11 protein-coding genes are annotated in these 18,414 nt (G+C 61.4%); 7 read left to right on the plus strand and 4 right to left on the minus strand.

The features are described from left to right. Nucleotides 1-7: 7 nt before the first annotated feature. Complete coding sequence (locus tag C4J93_RS11530; protein WP_124429362.1) at nt 8-1,297, minus strand: glycosyltransferase family 4 protein; 1,290 nt, start codon at nt 1,295-1,297, stop codon at nt 8-10. A gap of 159 nt (nt 1,298-1,456) precedes the next feature. On the opposite strand from C4J93_RS11530, the gene tpx reads away from it, so the two are divergent. The 7 genes from tpx to C4J93_RS11570 all read left to right on the plus strand — a co-directional run bounded on the left by tpx (nt 1,457) and on the right by C4J93_RS11570 (nt 14,545). Continuing rightward, nucleotides 1,457-1,957: a thiol peroxidase gene (tpx, locus tag C4J93_RS11535; RefSeq protein ID WP_124370392.1), complete on the plus strand. Its 501-nt coding sequence runs from the start codon at nt 1,457-1,459 to the stop codon at nt 1,955-1,957. Between the two features lie 231 nt (nt 1,958-2,188). Then, nucleotides 2,189-3,487: an MdtA/MuxA family multidrug efflux RND transporter periplasmic adaptor subunit gene (locus C4J93_RS11540; protein ID WP_124429363.1), complete on the plus strand. Its 1,299-nt coding sequence runs from the start codon at nt 2,189-2,191 to the stop codon at nt 3,485-3,487. Next, nucleotides 3,484-6,585, plus strand: a complete 3,102-nt coding sequence (locus tag C4J93_RS11545; protein WP_124370394.1) for an MdtB/MuxB family multidrug efflux RND transporter permease subunit — start codon at nt 3,484-3,486, stop codon at nt 6,583-6,585. Before C4J93_RS11540 ends, C4J93_RS11545 begins: the two co-directional genes overlap by 4 nt. Beyond that, nucleotides 6,582-9,689, plus strand: coding sequence for an efflux RND transporter permease subunit (locus tag C4J93_RS11550; RefSeq protein ID WP_124429364.1), 3,108 nt, complete (start codon nt 6,582-6,584; stop codon nt 9,687-9,689). Before C4J93_RS11545 ends, C4J93_RS11550 begins: the two co-directional genes overlap by 4 nt. A 155-nt stretch (nt 9,690-9,844) precedes the next feature. Then, a complete protein-coding gene (locus C4J93_RS11560) occupies nt 9,845-11,272 on the plus strand; it encodes an efflux transporter outer membrane subunit (protein ID WP_124429365.1) in 1,428 nt (475 codons plus the stop codon). A 716-nt stretch (nt 11,273-11,988) separates the two neighbouring features. Further along, the gene (locus C4J93_RS11565) at nt 11,989-12,921 is read left to right on the plus strand and encodes a transposase (RefSeq protein ID WP_124369104.1); all 933 of its coding nucleotides are present in this window, start codon (nt 11,989-11,991) and stop codon (nt 12,919-12,921) included. Nucleotides 12,922-13,396: 475 nt separating this feature from the next. After that, on the plus strand, nt 13,397-14,545 hold the full coding sequence (locus C4J93_RS11570) for a DDE-type integrase/transposase/recombinase (protein WP_124429366.1): 1,149 nt from the start codon (nt 13,397-13,399) through the stop codon (nt 14,543-14,545). Between the two features lie 59 nt (nt 14,546-14,604). On the opposite strand, the gene C4J93_RS11575 is transcribed toward C4J93_RS11570, so the two are convergent. The 3 genes from C4J93_RS11575 to xylF are packed head-to-tail and all read right to left on the minus strand — an operon-like array spanning nt 14,605 to nt 18,296. Then, the gene (locus C4J93_RS11575) at nt 14,605-15,741 is read right to left on the minus strand and encodes a sugar ABC transporter permease (RefSeq protein WP_124406941.1); all 1,137 of its coding nucleotides are present in this window, start codon (nt 15,739-15,741) and stop codon (nt 14,605-14,607) included. Continuing rightward, nucleotides 15,742-17,298, minus strand: coding sequence for a D-xylose ABC transporter ATP-binding protein (gene xylG / locus C4J93_RS11580; protein WP_124429367.1), 1,557 nt, complete (start codon nt 17,296-17,298; stop codon nt 15,742-15,744). It lies immediately after the preceding gene. Further along, on the minus strand, nt 17,295-18,296 hold the full coding sequence (xylF, locus tag C4J93_RS11585) for a D-xylose ABC transporter substrate-binding protein (protein ID WP_124370398.1): 1,002 nt from the start codon (nt 18,294-18,296) through the stop codon (nt 17,295-17,297). Before xylF ends, xylG begins: the two co-directional genes overlap by 4 nt. Between the last annotated feature and the right edge of the window lie 118 nt (nt 18,297-18,414).

An 18,414-nucleotide genomic window follows, 5' to 3' on the forward strand; every position in this document is an offset into this window, starting at 1 on the left:
TCGCGCGTTAAAGGCTGCGGTTTTTTGCTTCGATCCACTGAGACATGTACTGGGTGCTCTTGTGCGCATGATGGCGCAGCATGCTGCCGGTGAAATTGTCCCGGCGATGGGCGGCGAGGTTGCCGCGGCATTGCTCCAGGCACGCTACCAGAGCGGGCCCATGAATAGCCTGGTCATAACGCCGGGCCAGAAGCTGGCGACCGTGTTCCTGGGCTTCGGTCCAGCGCTGGCGGTTCTGGTAGAGGCTCACGGCGGCAGCGGCCAGAGCCGGGGCGTCGTGTTCGATCACGCCGGGCCAGGGCTGGTCATCGCCCATGGCCTCGGCGCCGATTGGGGTGGTGACATTGGGCGTGCCGCACAGCATCGCGTCGACCAACTTGCCTTTGATCCCCGCACCAAAGCGCAGCGGCGCCAGGCAGATGCGTGCGGCCGTCATCACTTGCAGCGCATCTTCGGCCCAGTTCATCACATGAAAGCCCTGCGTCGGGTTGTGCAGGGCGGTGGCCTTGGGCGGGGTGTAGGCGCCATAGATGTGCAACTGGGCGCCCGGTAATTGCTGGCGGATCAGCGGCCAGAGGCTGTGCTTCATCCACAGCACCGCGTCCCAGTTGGGCGCGTGGCGGAAGTTGCCGATGCTGAGAAAGTGCGCGCGGTCTTCGAACGGCGCAGAGGCTGCGGTTGGCGGCTCCATCATCAACGGGCACCAGTGGAGCAGGGCGGCAGGCACCTTGAACTGCTCGGTGAGCAGGCGGATTTCCACGTCGGAGATCATCAGGCTGATGTCGCAGCGGTAGATCGCGGCAATTTCGCGTTTGGCCAGGTCAGTGTCGGCCATCCGTTGGAATTCTTGCGCCAGGTCCGGGGCGAACAGGGCGGTAAAGTCGTCACCCTCCGGATCGGCTTTGAGCGCCGCCTTGAGCCGCACCTGCCGGGCGTCGCGCAGGCTTTGCAGGTCTGAGGTTTCCAGCACGCGCAGGGCCTCGGGGCAGCATTTTTCCACGCGCCAGCCGAACTGTTCTTCCATCATGAAGCGGTCGAACAGCACGATGTCCGGCGCCAGTTCACGGATGAAGTCGTCGAAGCTGCTGTTATTGAGCTCAATGGCGCATTCACGGATGCCCAGCGCCGGCAAGTCGGCCTTGTGCTCGCCGATGGTGGCCGGGCTGCTGAAGGTGATGTCCCAACCTTGTGTGAGAAAACTCTGCAGAATTTGCATCATATGCCCGCCCGCAGCCGAAGAACGCGGCTCCGGCCAGACGTAACCGATGACCAGGACTTTGGTGGCGGGATGATTCATCGGCTTTGATTTCCTTGAAGGGCAGGCGAAAAGCGCGCAATTAAACCACAACCAGATGGCATGACAATTTGTGTCTGGCGGTAGGTAGCCAACGGACTTTGTGGTTAACTTCGGCCTCTCGATTTCGTTTAACCAAAACCCAGCATAAGGATTCCGTTCATGGCTCAAGTTACCCTCAAAGGCAACCCGGTCCAGGTTGAAGGCGAACTGCCGAAAGTCGGCGCCAAAGCTGCAGACTTCACCCTGACCGCCGGCGATCTGTCCAACGCCACCCTGGCCACCTTTGCCGGCAAGCGCAAAGTGCTGAACATCTTCCCAAGCGTTGACACCCCAACCTGCGCGACCTCGGTGCGCAAGTTCAACGCCCAGGCCAACGATGTGGAAAACACCGTGGTGCTGTGCATCTCCACCGACCTGCCATTCGCCCAGGCGCGTTTCTGCGGTTCCGAAGGCCTGGAAAACGTGAAGAACCTGTCGGACTTCCGCGATTCGGATTTCGCCGTTGATTACGGTGTGGCGATTGCCGACGGCCCGCTCAAGGGCCTGACCGCTCGCGCGGTGGTGGTGCTGGACGAAAACGACACTGTGCTGCACAGCGAGTTGGTCAAGGAAATCGCTGAAGAGCCAAACTACGACGCCGCCCTGGCTGTGTTGAAGTAACTGTATCTGCGCGTGACTGTCGTTTGGCAGTAACACGTATGATGCATGATTGCGGCCTGGCCTAGTCCAGGCCGTTTTTATTTGAGCGTCAGCGGTTTAGCGAAATAGCCGGCGGACTAAGATCATCAGTTAAAAGTTGTAAGCCCAAGGTAAATAGCCGGTAAAGGTGCTTTTCTAAACGCACCCCAGTGCTTATCTTTCAGCCTCCCAAAGAAGAAGCTCTCGCGCCCAATGGTTGATCACTCCATGCAATCCTCCCCCCGCAACTCCCGTCGCTGGCTGTTCGGCCTGCTCGTGCTGCTGGTTATCGCCGGCCTGTGCTGGAAGTTCTGGCCCGGCAGCGCGGCCCATAAGGACGCACCGGCCGGGCACACCGGTAAAACCGGCATGGCGCGCCCGGGTTTCGGCGGTGCTACCGGCCCGATTCCGGTGCGTGTGGCATCGGTGGCGCTGGGGGATTTTCCGGTGTACTACAAGGCGTTGGGCACGGTGACGGCGCTCAACACCATTAATGTGCGCAGCCGGGTGGGCGGCGAGCTGGTGAAGATCGCCTTTGAAGAAGGGCAGATGGTCAAGGCCGGCGACCTGCTGGCGGAAATCGACCCGCGCAGCTACCAGAACGCCTTGCTCCAGGCCCAGGGCACGTTGCTGCAGAACCAGGCCCAGTTGAAAAACGCCCAGGTCGACGTCGAGCGTTATCGCGGCCTGTATGCCCTGGACAGCATCGCCAAGCAGACCCTGGACACCGCCGAAGCGCTGGTCATGCAGTACCAGGGCACGGTCAAGACCAACCAGGGCGCGGTCGACGATGCCAAGCTGAACCTTGAATTCACCAAGATCCGCGCGCCGATTGCCGGTCGCGTCGGCCTGCGTCAGCTCGATGTCGGCAACCTGGTGGCCGCCAACGACACCACCGCCCTCGCGGTGATCACCCAGACCCAACCAATCAGCGTGGCCTTCACCCTGCCGGAAAATACCCTGGAAACCGTGCTCGCCCGTTACCACGCCGGCAACAAACTACCGGTGGAAGCCTGGGACCGTGGCGACGCGAAAAAGCAGGCGGTGGGCGTGCTGCAAAGCCTGGACAACCAGATCGACGTGACCACCGGCACCCTGAAATTCAAGGCGCGCTTCGATAACAAGGATCAGGCGCTGTTCCCCAATCAGTTCGTCAATGTGCATCTGCTGGCCGACACCCTGCACAACGTGGTGCTGGCGCCTTCCGCTGCGATCCAGTTCGGTAACAACGGCACCTTCGTCTACAAGCTCGATGGCGACAAGAAGGTCAAGGTCCAGCCGCTGGTCGTGGGCGACACCGATGGCGACAACACCGTGATCAAGCAAGGCCTCGCGGCGGGTGATCGGGTGGTCATGGAAGGCACCGACCGTCTCAAGGACGGCAGCGAAATCGAAGTGGTCAACGACAGCAGCGAAGTGCCGACCACCCCGACCGAACACTTGCAAGGCAAGCCCGCGGCAAAAGGGGAGACCGGTACTGACGGCGGCAAGGCGCAAAAGGTCGGCGCATGAACCTGTCGCGCCTGTTCATCCTTCGCCCGGTCGCCACTACGCTGAGCATGCTGGCCATTGTATTGGCCGGCCTCATCGCCTATCGCCTGTTGCCGGTGTCGGCCTTGCCCCAGGTGGACTACCCGACGATTCGGGTGATGACGCTGTACCCCGGCGCCAGCCCCGACGTGATGACCAGCGCAGTCACCGCTCCGCTGGAGCGCCAGTTCGGGCAGATGCCCGGCCTGACCCAGATGGCGTCCACCAGCTCCGGCGGCGCGTCGGTGCTGACCCTGCGCTTCAACCTCGACATCAACATGGATGTCGCCGAGCAACAGGTACAGGCTGCGATCAATGCCGCCACCAACCTGCTGCCCAAGGATTTGCCGGCGCCGCCGGTGTACAACAAGGTCAACCCGGCGGATACCCCGGTACTGACGTTGGCCATCACCTCCAAGACCATGCTGCTGCCCAAGCTCAATGACCTGGTCGACACGCGCATGGCGCAAAAGATCGCGCAGATCAGCGGTGTCGGCATGGTCAGCATCGCCGGTGGCCAGCGCCAGGCCGTGCGCATCAAGGTCAACCCCGAGGCCCTGGCGGCCAACGGCTTGAACCTGTCGGACGTGCGCACCTTGATCGCCGCGTCCAACGTCAACCAGCCCAAGGGCAATTTCGACGGCCCCACCCGGGTGTCGATGCTCGACGCCAACGACCAGTTGGTCTCGCCTCAGCAATATGCCGAACTCATTCTGGCCTACAGCAACGGCGCGCCGCTGCGCCTTAAAGACGTGGCGCAAATTGTCGACGGCGCCGAAAACGAGCGCCTTGCCGCCTGGGCCAATGAAAACCAGGCCGTGCTGCTCAATATCCAGCGCCAGCCGGGCGCCAACGTGATCGAGGTGGTGGACCGTATCAAGGCGCTGCTGCCGAGCATCACCGACAACCTGCCGGCGGGCCTGGACGTGACGGTGCTCACCGATCGCACCCAGACCATCCGTGCGTCGGTGAAGGACGTGCAGCACGAATTGCTGATCGCCATTGTCCTGGTGGTGATGGTGACGTTCCTGTTCCTGCGCCGAGTCAGCGCCACGCTTATTCCATCCATCGCCGTGCCGCTGTCGCTGATCGGCACCTTTGGCGTGATGTACCTGGCGGGGTTCTCGGTCAATAACCTGACGTTGATGGCCCTGACCATTGCCACCGGGTTCGTGGTGGACGATGCCATCGTGATGCTGGAGAACATCTCCCGCTACATCGAGGAAGGCGAGACGCCCATGGCCGCCGCGCTCAAGGGCGCCAAACAGATCGGCTTCACCCTGATTTCCCTGACCCTGTCGCTGATCGCCGTGCTGATCCCGCTGCTGTTCATGGCCGACGTGGTCGGGCGCCTGTTCCGCGAGTTCGCCATTACCCTGGCCGTGGCGATCCTGATTTCCCTGGTGGTGTCCCTCACGCTCACGCCGATGATGTGCGCGCGCTTGCTCAAGCGTGAGCCGAAAGAAGAGGAGCAGGGCCGTTTCTACAAGGCCAGCGGCGCCTGGATCGATTGGCTGATCGAAGCCTACGGGCGCAAGTTGCAGTGGGTGCTCAAGCACCAGCCGCTGACCTTGCTGGTGGCCATCGCCACCCTGGGTCTTACGGTGGTGCTGTACCTGGTGGTGCCCAAGGGCTTTTTCCCGGTGCAGGATACCGGGGTGATCCAGGGGATTTCCGAAGCGCCGCAGTCGATCTCCTTTGCGGCGATGAGCCAGCGCCAGCAGCAACTGGCGAAGATCATCCTGGCCGATCCGGCGGTTGAAAGCCTGTCGTCCTACATTGGCGTGGACGGTGATAACGCCACGCTCAACAGCGGCCGCTTGCTGATCAACCTCAAGGCCCACGGGCAGCGCGACTTGAGCGCGACGCAGGTGATCGCGCGCCTGCAACCGGAAATCGACAAGCTGGTGGGCATCCGCCTGTTCATGCAGCCGGTGCAGGACCTGACCATTGAAGACCGTGTCAGCCGCACCCAGTACCAATTCAGCATGTCCTCGCCGGACGCCGAGCTGTTGGCCCTGTGGAGCGACAAACTGGTGCACGCCCTCAGCCAGTTGCCGGAACTCACCGACGTGGCCAGTGACCTGCAGGACAAAGGCCTGCAGGTGTACCTGGTGATCGACCGCGATGCCGCCTCGCGCCTGGGCGTCAGCGTCTCGACCATCACCGACGCGCTGTACGACGCCTTCGGCCAACGGCAGATTTCCACCATCTACACCCAGGCCAGCCAGTACCGCGTGGTATTGCAGGCCCAATCGGGCGAAACCTTGGGCCCGGCCGCGCTCAACCAGATCCATGTGAAGACCACCGACGGCGGCCAGGTACGGCTGTCGAGCCTGGCCCATGTGGAGCAGCGCCAGGCACAGTTGGCGATTGCCCATATCGGCCAGTTCCCGGCGGTGATGATGTCGTTCAACCTGGCCCCCGGCGTTGCGCTGGGCAAAGGCGTCGAGCTGATCAATCAGACCCAGAAGGACATCGGCATGCCGGTCGGCGTGCAGACCCAGTTCCAGGGCGCGGCCCAGGCGTTCGAAGCCTCGCTGTCGAGCACCTTGCTGCTGATCCTGGCGGCGGTGGTCACCATGTACATCGTGCTCGGCGTGCTCTACGAGAGTTATATCCACCCGATCACCATTCTCTCGACCTTGCCCTCGGCGGCGGTGGGGGCCTTGCTCGCCTTGCTGCTCAGTGGCAATGACCTGGGCATGATCGCGATCATCGGCATCATTTTGCTGATCGGTATCGTCAAGAAGAACGCGATCATGATGATCGACTTCGCCCTCGACGCCGAGCGCAACCAGGGCCTTGACCCGCAGACCGCCATCTACCAGGCGGCGCTGCTGCGCTTCCGGCCGATCCTGATGACCACCCTGGCCGCCTTGTTCGGTGCGGTGCCGTTGATGCTGGCCAGCGGTTCCGGTGCCGAGCTGCGCCAGCCCCTGGGCCTGGTGATGGTCGGCGGGTTGCTGGTGAGCCAGGTGTTGACGCTGTTCACCACGCCGGTGATCTACCTGTATTTCGATCGGTTGGGACGGCGCTGGCGCAAAGAGCCACAGAGCCTGGAGCCGGTTGAGTCATGAACCTGTCCGGACCGTTCATTCGCCGGCCGGTAGCCACGATGCTGCTGAGCCTGGCGATCATGCTGCTCGGCGGCGTCAGCTTCAACCTGCTGCCGGTGTCGCCGTTGCCGCAGATCGACTTCCCGGTGATCGTGGTGTCGGCCAGCTTGCCCGGCGCCAGCCCCGAGGTGATGGCGTCTACCGTGGCCACGCCGCTGGAGCGCTCGTTCGGCGCGATTGCCGGCATCACCACCATGAGCAGTTCGTCGAGCCAGGGCTCTACGCGGGTGATCCTGGCGTTCGATTCCGACCGCGATATCAACGGCGCGGCGCGGGAAGTGCAGGCGGCGATCAATGCGTCGCGCAATTTGCTGCCCAGCGGCATGCGCAGCATGCCCACGTACAAGAAGATCAACCCGTCCCAGGCGCCGATCATGGTGCTGTCGCTGACCTCGGACGTGCTGCAGAAGGGCCAGCTGTACGACCTGGCCTCGACCATCCTGTCCCAGAGCCTGTCCCAGGTGCCGGGGGTGGGAGAAGTGCAGATCGGCGGCAGTTCGCTGCCGGCGGTGCGCATCGAACTGGAGCCCAAGGCCCTCGACCAGTACGGCGTGGCCCTGGACGATGTGCGCAATACCATCGCCAACGCCAACCAGCGCCGGCCTAAGGGCTCCCTGGAAGACAGCGAGCGTAACTGGCAGATCCAGGCCAATGACCAGTTGGAAAAGGCCAAGGACTATGAGCCGCTGCTGATTCGCTACCAGAACGGTGCGGCGCTGCGCCTGAGCGATGTGGCGAAGATCAGCGATGGCGTCGAAGACCGTTACAACAGCGGTTTTTTCAACAATGATTCGGCAGTGCTGCTGGTGATCAACCGCCAGTCCGGCGCCAACATCATCGAGACGGTGCGGCAGATCAAGGCGCAGTTGCCGGCGTTGCAGGCGGTGTTGCCGTCCAGCGTCAAGCTCAACCTGGCCATGGACCGTTCGCCGGTCATCACCGCCACCTTGCACGAAGCCGAAATGACCCTGCTGATTGCCGTGGCCCTGGTGGTGCTGGTGGTGTACCTGTTCCTGGGCAACTTCCGCGCCTCGTTGATCCCCACCCTGGCGGTGCCGGTGTCGCTGGTGGGCACTTTTGCGGTGATGTACCTGTACGGGTTTTCGTTGAACAACTTCTCGCTGATGGCGCTGATCCTGGCGACCGGCCTGGTGGTGGACGATGCCATTGTGGTGCTGGAGAACATTTCCCGGCATATCGACGAGGGCGTGCCGCCGATGAAGGCTGCCTACCTGGGCGCCGAGGAAGTCGGCTTTACCTTGCTGTCGATGAACGTATCGCTGGTGGCGGTGTTTCTCTCCATCCTGTTCATGGGCGGCATTGTCACCAACCTGTTTCGTGAGTTTTCCATCACCTTGTCGGCGGCGATCATCGTCTCGCTGATCGTGTCGCTGACCCTGACCCCGATGCTCTGCGCGCGCTGGCTCAAGCCCCATGTCAAAGGGCAGATGACCGGGTTGCAGCGCTGGAGCCACCGCATCAACGAGCGCATGGTCGCCGCCTATGCCACCAGCCTGGACTGGGTGCTGCGCCATCGACGCCTGACCCTGCTCAGCCTGCTGGTCACCGTGGGCGTGAACATCGCGCTGTACGTGGTGGTGCCGAAAACCTTCATGCCCCAGCAGGACACCGGCCAGTTGATCGGTTTTGTGCGCGGCGATGACGGGCTGTCGTTCAATGTGATGCAGCCGAAGATGGAAATTTTTCGCCAGGCCGTGCTCAAGGACCCGGCGGTGCTCAGCGTGGCTGGCTTTATCGGCGGCAACAGCGGCATCAACAATGCGGTGATGCTGGTGCGCCTCAAACCCATCGGTGAGCGCAAGGTCTCGGCCCAGGCGGTGATCGAGCGCTTGCGCAAGGAGGTGCCGCTGGTGCCGGGCGGGCGGCTGTTCCTGATGGCCGACCAGGACCTGCAGTTTGGCGGCAGCCGCGACCAGACCAGTGCGCAATACTCCTACATCCTGCAAAGTGGTGACCTGGCCGCATTGCGCCTGTGGTACCCGAAAGTGGTGGCCGCCATGCGTGAACTGCCGGAGCTGACTGCCATCGACGCCCGCGAAGGGCGCGGCGCGGCCCAGGTCACGCTGATCGTCGACCGCGATCAGGCCAAGCGCCTGGGCATCGATATGGACATGGTCACCTCGGTGCTGAATAACGCCTACAGCCAGCGGCAGATTTCCACGATCTACGACAGCCTCAACCAGTACCAGGTGGTGATGGAGGTCAACCCTAAATATGCCCAGGACCCGATCACCCTTAACCAGGTGCAGGTGATCACCGCCGATGGCGCGCGGGTGCCGCTGTCGACCATTGCCCATTATGAGAACAGCCTGGCCGATGACCGCGTCAGCCATGAAGGGCAGTTCGCCTCGGAAAACATCGCGTTCGACATGGCGCCCGGCGTCACGGTGGAGCAGGGCACCGCCGCCATCGAGCGCGCGATTGCCAAGGTCGGCCTGCCGGAAGACGTGATCGCCAAGATGGCCGGCACCGCCGACGCGTTCGCCGCGACCCAGAAAGGCCAGCCGTCCATGATTCTCGGCGCGCTGGTGGCGGTGTACCTGGTGCTGGGCATTCTGTATGAAAGCTATATCCACCCGCTGACGATTCTGTCGACCTTGCCGTCGGCCGGGGTTGGCGCGTTGCTGTCTATCTACCTGCTGGGCGGGGAGTTCAGCCTGATCTCGCTGCTGGGGCTGTTCCTGCTGATCGGGGTGGTGAAGAAAAACGCGATCCTGATGATCGACCTGGCGCTGCAGCTTGAGCGTCATGACGGCATGAGCCCGCTGGAGTCGATTCGCAGCGCCTGCCTGCTGCGCCTGCGGCCGATCCTGATGACCACCCTGGCGGCGATTCTCGGGGCCTTGCCATTGCTGCTCGGCGCCGGTGATGGCGCGGAAATGCGCCAGCCCCTGGGCCTGACCATTATCGGCGGCCTGGTGTTCAGCCAAATCCTGACCCTTTACACCACTCCGGTGGTTTACCTCTATCTTGACCGCGCGCGCCACCGCTTCAATGCCTGGCGCGGCGTGCGTACCGATGCTGCCCTGGACACTGCGCTATGACCGATTCAACCAATCCCTCACCGGTAGGCTCCCGCTTGTTGTGGCGAGGGAGCTTGCTCCCGCTGGGCTGCGCAGCGGCCCCAAAAGCGCCTGGGAGTGCTCCGCCCTCCAGCGGGAGCAAGCTCCCTCGCCACAGCGCGAGTCTCGGCAAGGGTATGAGGGTGCTTACCCTGGTTATCTCTGGTGTGCTACTCAGCGCCTGCGCCATCGGTCCTGATTACCAGCGGCCGACCGTGGTCGAACCGGCACAATTCAAGCAAGCCCAGGGCTGGCGCCAGGCCAATCCAAGCGATTCCCTGGCCCGTGGCGCATGGTGGGAGCTGTACGGCGACCGCCAATTGAACGACCTGGTGGTGCGCCTCAACACCTCCAACCAGACCGTCGCCCAGGCCGAGGCGCGCTTTCGCCAGGCCCAGGCACTGGTACGCAGTGCTCGCGGGGCGTTTTACCCCAGCGTCGACCTGAGCGTCGGTAAAACCCGCGCCAGCCAGGGCACCGGTAGCAGCAGCGCCAGCCTCAGCAGTTCCAGCAGTGGTATTCGCGACACCCTCAATGCGCAGTTGGGGGTGAGCTGGGAAGCCGATATCTGGGGCAAATTGCGTCGGGGCCTGGAGGCCAACGAAGCCAGCGCCGAGGCCAGCTCGGCCGACCTGGCCGCAATGCGCCTGAGCCAACAGTCGGAGCTGGTGCAGAGCTATTTGCAGTTACGGGTCATGGACGAACAGACACGCTTGTTGCAAGCCACGCTGGACACCTACCAGCGCTCGCTGCAAATGACCGAAAACCAATACCGCGCCGGTGTGGCCGGCAAGGACGCCATCGCCCAGGCGCAAACCCAGTTCAAGACCACCCAGGCCAGCCTGATCGACCTGATCTGGCAGCGCGCGCAACTGGAAAACGCCATTGCGGTATTGATCGGTGAAGCGCCGGCCAATTTCAGCCTGGCCGTGAGCAAAGATATCCCGGCACTGCCGCAGATTCCCGTCGGCCTGCCGTCGCACCTGTTGGAGCGTCGCCCGGATATTGCGTCGGCGGAGCGCTCGGTGATTGCGGCCAACGCCAATATCGGCGTAGCCAAGGCTGCCTATTACCCCGACTTGACCTTGAGCCTGGCGGGGGGCTATTCCAGCAGCACCTATGCAGATTGGATCAGCCTGCCGAACCGCTTCTGGTCGGTGGGCCCGAAGCTGGCCATGACCTTGTTCGACGGCGGCCAGCGCTCGGCGGAAGTCGACCGCAGCGTGGCCAGTTACGACGAGACCGTGGCCAAGTACCGTCAGACCGTGCTGGATGGGTTCCGCGAAGTGGAAAACTACATGGTGCAGCTCAAAGTGCTGGCGGACGAAGCGGTGGTCAGCAACGAAGCGCTGGAGGCTGCCCGCGAGTCGTTGCGGTTGACCGAAAATCAGTACAAAGCGGGGCTGATTGCTTATCTGGACGTGGTCACCGTGCAGGCGACGGCCTTGAGCAACGAGCGCACGGTATTGACCTTGCTGCAGTCGCGGCTGGTGGCGAGCGTGCAATTGATTGCGGCGCTGGGTGGCGGATGGGACGGCAACACTGCTCTGGTCGAGAAGGATTGACCGCAACGCTCCCGCGTGGGAACGATCATCCCCCGTTGCTAGCCTTGGCGATCACCCCCCCGAGGAAAAATGAGGACAATGTGGGAGTTCAGCTTGCCCCCGATGAGCATAGGTATCTACACAACTTTGTAGCAGCCAACAGTAACCACGATGCGAAGCGAGCCGCTCTTGATCTTGCTCTTGATCTTAAGCGCCCCGTTAAACCACGCTGGCCGCAATTCGACAGTGATTTGGGGGTAAACCGGCAGGGATGCCGGTTTAGCCGCCCCGCGCCATGGATGGCGCGTGGCGGCGGCCCCCCAAATCAATGTCGGATTACGGGCACACCGAGCCTGGGCGAGGTGCCGAGTGGTGGGGCAAGAGCGTTTTGCTTACTTTTGCGCTTTTCAAAAGTGAGACGCCGTAAGGGCGGAACCCATAGCAGCCGTTACCGCAGCAACGGATATGTACTCGCCCTGATCCAGCATCCTGGTCGGCTGTCAGGCCGCCATCGGGAGCAAGCCCCCTTGTGTCTTGAGTCAGGATTAGACTGAGGGTGAGAGCGGTGAGTAGCAAGCTGAATGCCCCGAGTGCTTAAAGCACGTGTGGGAGCCCACGCTGCTACTCACCTCTCCGCTCTGGACATGAGCCCGAACAGTTGAACGAGCCCACCTCGAACAGTTACAAGCGTGGGCCAAGCCAGAGCGCTCTCACTCTAAGTGTAAGAGGATTTGGCCATGTTTTCCTGTTCTGCAGGCATTGATGTTTCCAAAGACAGTCTTGAGGTTCGGATTCATTCACTTGAGGCTGGGGTAAGCTGTTCCAACACTGAAAGAGAGTTACCGGCGTTGATCGGTTGGCTAATGCTTTACCAGGTTAATCGCGTGTTGGTGGAAGCCACGGGCGGCTACGAGCGCAAAGTCGTCAAAGCGGCCCAGGCTGCCGGCCTTGAGGTTATGTGCGTTAACCCCCGTCGCGCCAAAGAGTTTTCCAGAGCGATGGGTCAAAAAGCCAAAACCGACCCGATAGACGCAAAGTCTCTGGCGCACTATGCAGCCATTCTAGACTCGCCAAGTGCCCGAATCACAAGCCCGGAACACGACAAGCTGCGCGCGTTGGTCCAGCAGCGGGAACATTTTGTTCAGCAAAGAGATGACGACAGACGACGCCTGAAAACTGCTTCCTGCGATGCGGTAAAGCCTGCATTGCAGAGCCATATCGACTATTTGAACACGGCAGTGGAGGCGATAGATCAACTAATTCGTCAAAGTGCGAACGAGCTAGATAGCGAAAAGGTGGCTCGACTGTGTTCAGTCAAAGGCATCGGGTTGGTTACTGCCACCAGTCTTATGGCTTACCTGCCCGAGCTGGGAGAAATTGGCGGACGCCCTATCGCAGCATTAGCGGGACTCGCTCCGTACAACAACGACAGCGGAAGGCATAAAGGTGCACGTCATATCAGTGGCGGAAGGTTTTCAGCTCGTCGCTCACTTTACATGGCCTGTTGGGTGGTCATCCGGGACCAGCCAGAATTCGGGACTCGATATAAGGCGCTACGTGATAAAGGGAAATGCGCCAAAGTCGCGTTGATCGCCTGTATGCGCGTTTTGTTGGTACGCCTGAACGCGATGCTGCGCGACCGTACTGAATGGATAGAGCGCACCGCTTAGCGCGGTAGCAGCTATTTCGTTCAACATCGCACGGCCAAAGGCTGTGGGAGCTTTGCTGCCTATGAGAAATGACTTCTGAATTGAATCCATTAAGACAGTTGCTCCCACATTTAGGTCGCGGGGTATCAGCTAGAGAGGCTTCGGCTCCTGAGCCGTCACAGGTTCAGGGCCGTGCCAAAGTTGTGTAGATACCTATGCCCCGATAGCGGTGTGTCAGTTGAATGGATATCGACTGGCACTGCGCCATCGGGAGCAAGCCCCCTCCCACAGTTTTAACCGCGTTCAGGCAGGGGCTTTTTGTGAGGGGCAGGCACTCGCTGGACAATCGAGTGGTTACATCCTGAACAGGCGCCAAGTTGTAATGCAGATACCTGTGGGAGGGGGCTTGCCCCGGTACAAACCGGGGACATCGTTTACATTTCTAACCGGGGACATGGTTTACAGGTTAATACGCATGATCAGGAGGTAACTGATCATGCCCTGGAACCAAGAGTCTCCGATGAATCAACGAATCAGACTGGTCGCTGACTGGCTTTCTGGTAACTACACCAAAAGCCAGCTGGCGCGCCGCTTTAACGTAAGTCGGCCTACCGTCGACAAATGGATCGGCCGGCACAATGGCGATTTAAAGTCTTTAGCCGAACTGTCCCGACGCCCTCACAACAGCCCCAATAAAACCGACGATGAAATCCTGGCCCGTGTGGTGGCGATGAAGGAGGCGCACGATAAATGGGGTCCGAAGAAGCTTCTCGAGCTATTGCGACTTGAAGATCCCTCCATCGCCTGGCCTTCCCCAAGTACAGCAGGCCAATGGCTTGATCGACTTGGGCTCGTCCAAAAGCGGCGCTTCAAGCGCAGACACGGTACTTCCCCTGTAGCAATGCGCGAGGCCAACGAACCTAACCAGACATGGTGCGCCGACTACAAAGGGCAATTCAAAATGCATAACGCGCAGATGTGCTTCCCTTTGACCATCACAGACCACGCGTCCCGGATGATTTTGGCGTGCAGGGCTCATTCAAAGATCAAGACTGAACCTGTTAAACACGCCTTTGAGAGACTGTTTGAGGAGTACGGCATGCCCGAAGTTATTCGGTCGGACAACGGTGTTCCGTTTGCCTCTCCTGGCCTGGCAAGAATGTCCACGCTGGCAGTTTGGTGGATACGTCTGGGCATCTATCCGGAGCGCACCATGCCAGGAAGACCGGCCCAAAATGGTCGCCATGAGCGGATGCACCGTAGCTTGAAACTGGAGCTGCCCTTAGGAGAAAACTTAATCGAGCAGCAGCTTTTGCTGGAGCATTTCAGGCATGAGTTCAATTACGTGCGCCCTCATGAAGCGCTCGGCATGAAGCGTCCAGGGGACGTGTATGTGCCGTCTACCCGGATTTACCCAGGATGCTTGCCGGATGTGGAGTATCCGTCCGAAATGAAGGTTCGAAGCGTCAGACAGGACGGGTCGATCAAGTGGAACGGCAAGTTGGTATTTATCAGCGAGGCGCTGTCAGGGGAGCAGATAGGGCTTAAAGAGGCTGAGGATGATGTTTGGGATTTGTACTTGTGTGATTATCCCCTGGGAAGGCTTGGGCGAGGTATGACCCGCGTCCAAGCCTCAAATGTGTAAACGATGTCCCCGGTTTCAGATGTAAACGATGTCTACGGTTCTACACCCCTCCCAAAGGTTTACCGGCGTCCCGCCCTTGTACTCACATCCACCCACACCGCCAGCACCAGGATGCTGCCCTTCACGATCATCTGCCAATAACTGTCCACATCCAGCATCGACATGCCGTTATCCAAACTGGTAATCACCAATGCCCCGAGCAAGGCGCCATATACCGTGCCCGACCCGCCGCGCATCGAGGTGCCGCCGATGAAGCACGCTGCGATGGCGTCCAGCTCGCCCATATTGCCCGCCGACGGTGAACCGGCGGCCAGGCGGGCGGTGTTGACCAGGCCGGCGAGGGCGCACATCACGCCCATGATGCCGAAGATCCACAGTTTCACCGCCTGCACGTTGATGCCGGACAGCCGCGTGGCTTCCATATTGCTGCCCACCGCATACACGCGACGGCCGAACACGGTCTGGCTGGTGACGTAGCTGAACACGCCGAGCAGCACCAGCAGCAGCAACACCGGCACCGGAATGCCGTCATAGCTGTTGAGGGTGGTGACAAACCCGGCCAGCACCGCGCCGATCAGCACCACGCGCAGTACGTCGCGCATCAGAGAGTGCGCGGCCAGGCCATGCAGGGCGCGGTTGCGCCGTTGTTTCCAGGTGAGGAACAGGGTCAGCGCGAACAGCACTGCACCCAGGCCGATGCCCACGGTGTGCGGCAGGTACCCTTGGCCGACGTACACCAGCGACGGCGACACCGGTGCGATGGTGGTGCCGCCGGTGATGCCCAGCAAGATCCCGCGAAACGCCAGCATCCCGCCCAGGCCGACAATGAACGAGGGGATGCGCAGGTAGGCGGTCATGTAGCCATTCGCCATGCCGATCATCAGACCGCATAACGCCACCAGGCTCAGGTTGGCCAGCAGCGGGATGTGGTACACCACATCCAGGATCGCCGCCAACCCACCCAGCAAACCGAGCAACGAACCCACCGACAAATCGATTTCGCCGCTGATGATCACCAGCACCATACCGCACGCCAGGATCCCGGTAATCGACATCTGCCGCAGCAGGTTGGACAGGTTGCGCGGCGTGAGGAAGCCGCCGTCGGTCTGCCAGCTGAAAAACAGCCAGATGAACGCCACGGCGATCACCAGGGCGAGCATTTTGTAGCGGGTGAAAAGGTGTTTGACCTGATTCATCTACGCGGTCTTCCGATCATTATTGTTTTGGCTGAGCGCAGCGGCGAGCACCTGTTCCTGGGTGAGCCCCTGATTGATGAAATCACCCCGCAACTGGCCGTCGCCGATCACCAGCACGCGGTTGGACACGCCGAGCACTTCAGCGAGCTCCGACGACACCATGATGATCGACACCCCCTCGGCCGCCAGCGCGCCCATCAGTTTGTAGATCTCATACTTGGCGCCCACATCCACCCCGCGCGTGGGCTCATCGAGGATCAGCACCTTGGGCTTGGCCATCAGCATTTTCGCCAGCACGGCTTTTTGCTGGTTACCACCGGACAGGCTGGTGATCGGCAGAAACGGGCTGGCTGTCTTGAGGTGCATGCGGGCGATCTGCTGATCGATGCTGCCCAGTTCGGCCTCGGCGTCGATGCGGGTCAGGTGGGCGTAGGTGTCGAGCACCGCCAGGGTGATGTTCTGGCCCACGCCAAGGTCGGGAATGATGCCCTGGCGCTTGCGGTCCTCGGGCACCATGCATAGCCCCGCGCGAATCGACTTGAGCGGTGTGCGCGTGTCGATCACCTGGCCCTCCAGCCATACCTCGGCGCTGTAGCGGCCGGGGTAGGCGCCGAACAGCGCCGACACCAGTTCCGTGCGCCCGGCGCCCACCAGCCCGGCGATGCCGAGGATTTCACCGCGCTTGAGTTCAAACGAAATATCGTCGACGCGTTTGCGCCTGGGGTTGTCGACGTCGTAGCAGGTGACGTTGCGCGCTTCGAACACCACCTCGCCCACCTCGTGGGGTTCGGTGGGGTAGAGGTTGCTCATCTCGCGGCCGACCATCTGCGTGATGATCCGTGGGATGTCCATGTCGGCCATGGCGGTGGTCGCTATGTGCTTGCCATCGCGAATCACTGTAATGGTGTCGCACACGGCGGCCACTTCATCGAGCTTGTGCGAGATATACACACAGGCCACGCCCTTGGCCTTGAGGTCGCGGATAATGTCGAGCAGCACCTCGATCTCCGAGCGGGTCAGGGCCGAGGAGGGCTCGTCCAGGATCAGCAGGCGCGCCTGTTTGTTGAGGGCCTTGGCGATCTCCACCAGTTGCTGGTAGCCGCCGCCGTACTGCGACACCGGCAGCGCGACGTTCATGTCCGGCACCTTGAGTTCGCGCATCAACGCCTCGGCGCGGTGCAGCATCGCCGGGTAATTCATGCGCCCACCGGGCAGGGTCAGCTCGTGGCCCATGAAGATGTTCTCGGCCACCGACAGGTCGGGCACCAGGGTCAATTCCTGGTGGATGATGACGATGCCGGCGGCCTCGGTTTCGCTGATCGACTGGGCTTTGAGCGGCTGCCCGTCCCAGAGGATCTCGCCCTCCCAGGTGCCATACGGGTAGACCGCCGACAGCACCTTCATCAAGGTGGATTTGCCGGCGCCGTTCTCGCCACACAGGCCGACGCATTCCCCCGGCCGTACCTTGATGTCGATGCCGTCGAGGGCGTTGACACCGCCAAAGCTTTTGACGATGCCGTTCATTTGCAGCAGGTAGTCGGCGGCCATAGCGGTCATTGCCCGGCGATCTGCTCTTTGGTGTAGAACCCGTCCTTCTCCAGCACGTCGATGTTGGCCTTGGTCAGCGGCGTCGGCGTGAGCAGGATGGTGTCGACCTGCTTGCTGCCATTGTCGTATTGCGAGCTGTAGGTGGGCTTTTCATTGCGCGCCAACTGCACCGACAGTTTGGCCGCCTCGGTGGCGATCAACTTGAGCGGCTTGTAGACGGTCATAGTCTGGGTACCGTCGATCACGCGCTTGATCGCCGCCAGGTCAGCATCCTGGCCGGAAATCGGCACTTTGCCTGCCAGCTTCTGCGCGGCCAGGGCCTGGATCGCACCGCCGGCGGTGGCATCGTTGGAGGCGACGATGGCGTCGATCTTGTTGTTATTGCGGGTCAGGGCGTTCTCGACGATGCTCAGCGCCTCGGTGGGGTTCCATTCCTTGACCCACTGCTGGCCGACAATCTTGATATCGCCCTTGTCGATGGCCGGCTGCAGCACTTTCATCTGGCCTTCGCGCAGCACCTTGGCGTTGTTGTCGGTGGGCGCGCCGCCGAGCAGGAAGTAATTGCCCTTGGGCGCCGCTTGCAGCACGCCGTTGGCCTGCATTTCGCCGACCTTTTCGTTATCGAAGGAAATGTAGGCGTCGATGTCCGCGTTGAGGATCAGCCGGTCGTAAGACACGACTTTGATCCCGGCCTTCTTGGCTTCAGCGACCGCGTTGGTCAACACCGTGGCATTGAACGGCACGATAACGATCACGTCGACGCCACGGGAGATGAGGTTTTCGATCTGCGAGATCTGCTTCTGCTCGTTCGCATCGGCCGATTGCACGAACACCTTGGCATCCAGCTTTTCCGCCGCCGCGACGAAGTAATCGCGGTCTCGGGACCAGCGTTCCAGGCGCAGGTCGTCGATGGAAAAACCGATTTTCGGGTGCGCCGAGTCGGCCATCACCGGCAGGGCGAGCAGGGCCAGGGCGGTGGCGAGCAGGGTACGTTTGAATGACTTCATGGTGGTGCGTCCTTTTATTGTTGTTGGAAAGACACTGTGGCGAGGGAGCTTGCTCCCGCTGGGCTGCGAAGCAGCCCCAAAACCAGACACCTCGGTATATCAGGTAAACCGCAGAACC

The organism is Pseudomonas sp. R2-37-08W, assembly GCF_003851705.1.
In the GTDB taxonomy this organism is placed as follows: domain Bacteria; phylum Pseudomonadota; class Gammaproteobacteria; order Pseudomonadales; family Pseudomonadaceae; genus Aquipseudomonas.

Excerpts from the sequence above, each read along its gene's own strand:
- xylG (WP_124429367.1), bottom strand. The coding sequence starts at position 17,298 with ATGACCGCTATGGCCGCCGACTACCTGCTGCAAATGAACGGCATCGTC.
- C4J93_RS11570 (WP_124429366.1), top strand. The coding sequence starts at position 13,397 with ATGCCCTGGAACCAAGAGTCTCCGATGAATCAACGAATCAGACTGGTC.
- tpx (WP_124370392.1), top strand. The coding sequence starts at position 1,457 with ATGGCTCAAGTTACCCTCAAAGGCAACCCGGTCCAGGTTGAAGGCGAA.
- C4J93_RS11575 (WP_124406941.1), bottom strand. The coding sequence starts at position 15,741 with ATGAATCAGGTCAAACACCTTTTCACCCGCTACAAAATGCTCGCCCTG.
- C4J93_RS11565 (WP_124369104.1), top strand. The coding sequence starts at position 11,989 with ATGTTTTCCTGTTCTGCAGGCATTGATGTTTCCAAAGACAGTCTTGAG.
- C4J93_RS11560 (WP_124429365.1), top strand. The coding sequence starts at position 9,845 with ATGAGGGTGCTTACCCTGGTTATCTCTGGTGTGCTACTCAGCGCCTGC.
- C4J93_RS11545 (WP_124370394.1), top strand. The coding sequence starts at position 3,484 with ATGAACCTGTCGCGCCTGTTCATCCTTCGCCCGGTCGCCACTACGCTG.
- C4J93_RS11540 (WP_124429363.1), top strand. The coding sequence starts at position 2,189 with ATGGTTGATCACTCCATGCAATCCTCCCCCCGCAACTCCCGTCGCTGG.
- C4J93_RS11530 (WP_124429362.1), bottom strand. The coding sequence starts at position 1,297 with ATGAATCATCCCGCCACCAAAGTCCTGGTCATCGGTTACGTCTGGCCG.
- xylF (WP_124370398.1), bottom strand. The coding sequence starts at position 18,296 with ATGAAGTCATTCAAACGTACCCTGCTCGCCACCGCCCTGGCCCTGCTC.
- C4J93_RS11550 (WP_124429364.1), top strand. The coding sequence starts at position 6,582 with ATGAACCTGTCCGGACCGTTCATTCGCCGGCCGGTAGCCACGATGCTG.